This window comes from Stieleria sp. JC731 (assembly GCF_020966635.1).
Taxonomy (GTDB): domain Bacteria; phylum Planctomycetota; class Planctomycetia; order Pirellulales; family Pirellulaceae; genus Stieleria.
On record NZ_JAJKFQ010000044.1, the window covers coordinates 8,017 to 11,189 of the forward strand.

Annotated in this window: 1 protein-coding gene; it reads left to right on the plus strand. The window is 51.4% G+C overall.

Annotated features, from left to right (window positions below):
- Positions 1-2,000: 2,000 nt before the first annotated feature.
- Positions 2,001-2,465, plus strand: coding sequence for a hypothetical protein (locus LOC67_RS27160; protein ID WP_230266000.1), 465 nt, complete (start codon positions 2,001-2,003; stop codon positions 2,463-2,465).
- The last annotated feature ends 708 nt before the right edge of the window (positions 2,466-3,173 follow it).

Below are 3,173 nucleotides of genomic sequence, written 5' to 3' on the forward strand. Positions count from 1 at the left end.
GCGCGAGTAGATGAACCGCTGACTGAGTCATCTCTCTCAGTTAGTCATCGTCTATTGCGGTTTAAAGCATTTTGATCCGGCCCATTTGATTTCACGTGGCAACTGTAAGCGGATCGCCGCAATTGAAGTTGCGGTTTGATAGCTGTGTCTGATCGCGGCCCATCTGATATCGCGAGACATCAGTTTCCTATCAATCGCAATTGAATTCACGGTTTGATTGTGTTGCTCGAACGGCACCCAATTGAATTCATAGGACAGCAGTTTCCTGTCTATCGCATTTGATGCCACGGATTGAATGTTGCTCCGCGATAGCCGATCAAACGCCCTATGCGCAAGCCGAAAAATCTATGCTCGTTACCCTTCGCGATTCGAATCGGGTAGACTTGTCAGCAGCGATGTGATGCAGACTGTGGTCGTGTGTACCACGCGAACCATGACATGAACCGAAGTGACGGAGTCGGGGTTTTTGAAGTGGTTAGTCGTCCGCCGTCACTCGGTTATGTCCGCCGTTCGCGCGGGTAGATGAACCGCTGGGTGACTCATCTCGTTCTCAATTGGTGATCGCCCTTCGCAATGCAAAGCGTTTGGATCCGGCCCATCTGATTTCAAGTGTCAAGAGAAAGCTGATCGCTGCAATTGAATTTGGGGTTTGATTGTTGCTCGTGAACGCGGCCCAAGAGAGTTCACGAGACGACAGTCTCCTATCGATCGCAACTGAATTCACGGTTTGATTATGTTGCGGCTGACGGCTTCTCTATTCGAAAGGGACAGCAGTATCCTGTTGATCGCATTTGATGTCACGGTTTGATTTCAGCTCCGAGATAGCCGATCAAACGCTCTACCCGCCGGCTGAAATATCTATGCTCGTTTCCCTCCGCGATTTGGATCGAGTAGACTTATCAGCAGCGATGTGATGCAGACTGTGGTCGTGTGTACCACGCGAACCATGACATGAACCGAAGTGACGGAGTTGGGGTTTTCGAAGTGGTTAGTCATCCGCCGTCACTCGGTTATGTACGCCGTTCGCGCGGGTGGTTGTGCTGCTTGATGACTCATCTCTTATCAACATGGTCACCGCCCATTGCAGTTCCAAGCGTTTGGATTCGGTCCATCTGATTTCACGTGGCAACTGTTAGCTGATCGCCGCAATCGAATTCACGGTTTGATCGTGTCGCTTGAATAGCGTCTATTTGAATTTAAGTGACGGCAGTTTCCTGTTTATCGCTTTCGAAGTAATGATTTGATTTCTGTAGCGAAACAGCAGATCCAACGCGTAGGGTGCCGGCCGCAAGATGAACGCTGATTCCCCTTGGGATTCCGATCGAGTAGACTTATCACAAGCGATGTCCTGCAGACCGTGGTCGTTTGTACCTCGCGAACCCGACGATGCATGTGAGTCGCCGAGTTGAGGTTTTTGAAGTGGTAAGTCGTCCGCGGCGACCACGTGATCGTTACCGTTCGCGCGGGTGGTTGTGACTGGATCCAATGCTGCTGAATCCGGCCCATCTGATTTCACCTGGTAAGTGTTTGTTGATCGCCGCAAGTGAATTAACGGTTTGATAGGTGTGCTTGATCGCGGCCCACTGGATTTTGCGTGACAGCAGTTTCCTGTTGATCGCAATCGAATTCACGGATTTATCGTCTCACTTTGACGAACGCCCAGCTGAATTCGTCAGGCAGCAGTTTCCTGTTTATCGCATTTGATGTCACGAATTGATTTTGGCTCCGAGATAGCAGTTCAAACGCCCTATGCGCCAGCCGGAAAATACATGCTCGTTTCCCTTGGCGATTCCATTCGGGTAGACTTGACGTTAGCGATGTAGTGCCGACTGTGGTCGTGGGTACCACGCGAACCTGTTGGTGCACCGAAGTCGGCGAGTCGGCGTCTTTTGGGTTTTAGTTTCACCTCAACTGCGCCGACTCGGTGACCATGACCGTTCGCCAAATCAAGCACGTGACATATGAACTTCGCCCGACTTCGTCGATTTTCGATACGCACCATGATCGTGGGCATCGCGATTTTCGCGATTGTTTTTTCCGTGCTCGGCTACAGACACAGTCGCCTTCGGAAACACCGTACCGCAATAGTGGAACTCCAGCGTCTTGGGGCCCGAATGATCATGACTGATCCTGAGAGCACGGGACTTGCATCGATGGATGACTCAATCGGTGGTTGGCGGCAAAAACTACTCGCTGAACCAGCCGTATACGTTCCCCTCGTCGGTTTACAAAATCCAAGCTTGACCGACAAGGATGTTCGCGAGATGGTTCCATATCTTAACGCATTGATTCCGCTACATGGTCAAAACATCGCCGGCGAGTCTTTCATCGCTCTTGACATCAGTAATTCGCCGGTAATGACCCGCTCATTGGTCGAGGAGCTTTCGCCACAATTAGCTGGTTGTCGATTCATGGGTGAACCTAGTGCCAAGCCGGGACCAAGCGTCTACCATCCAGGGTACTGAAACCAAATACTGGCGAACCATGGGATGCAACGGAGCGGCGGAGGTCTGGTTTTTGATGAGATCAATGTCAACTCCCGCCGCCCGCTGATCCCGGTCGTTCGCGCGGGTGGTTGTGTCTGCGATAACCAACGTCTGTCTTCAATGCTGCTGAATCCGGCCCATCTGATTTCAAGTGTCAACAGAAAGCTGGTCGCTGCAATTGAATTTGGGGTTTGATAGTTGCTCGTGAACGCGGCCCAAGAGAGTTCACGAGACGACAGTTTCCTATCGATCGCAACTGAATTCACGGTTTGATTTTGTTGCGGCTGACGGCTTCTCTATTCGAAAGGGACAGCAGTATCCTGTTGAGCGCATTTGATGTCACGGTTTGATTTCAGCTCCGAGATAGCCGATCAAACGCCCTTTGCGCCAGCCGGAAAATTCATGCTCGTTCCCCCTAGCCATTTCGATCGGGTAGACTTGTAACCAGCGATGTGGTGCCGACTGTGGTCGTGGGTACCTCGCGAACCATGACATGAACCGAAGTGACGGAGTCGGGGTTTTCGAAGTGGTTAGTCTTCCGCCGTCACTCGGTTATGTCCGCCGTTCGCGCGGGTAGATGAACCACTGAATGATTCATCTCTATCTCAGTTGGTCATCGCCCTTTGTACTACAAAGTGTTTGGATCCGGCCCTCCTGAATTCACGTGGCCAATTCAAGCTGATCGCC

What these genes read in the sequence shown, in the direction of transcription:
- LOC67_RS27160 (WP_230266000.1), top strand. Translation starts at nt 2,001, where the DNA reads ATGATCGTGGGCATCGCGATTTTCGCGATTGTTTTTTCCGTGCTCGGC.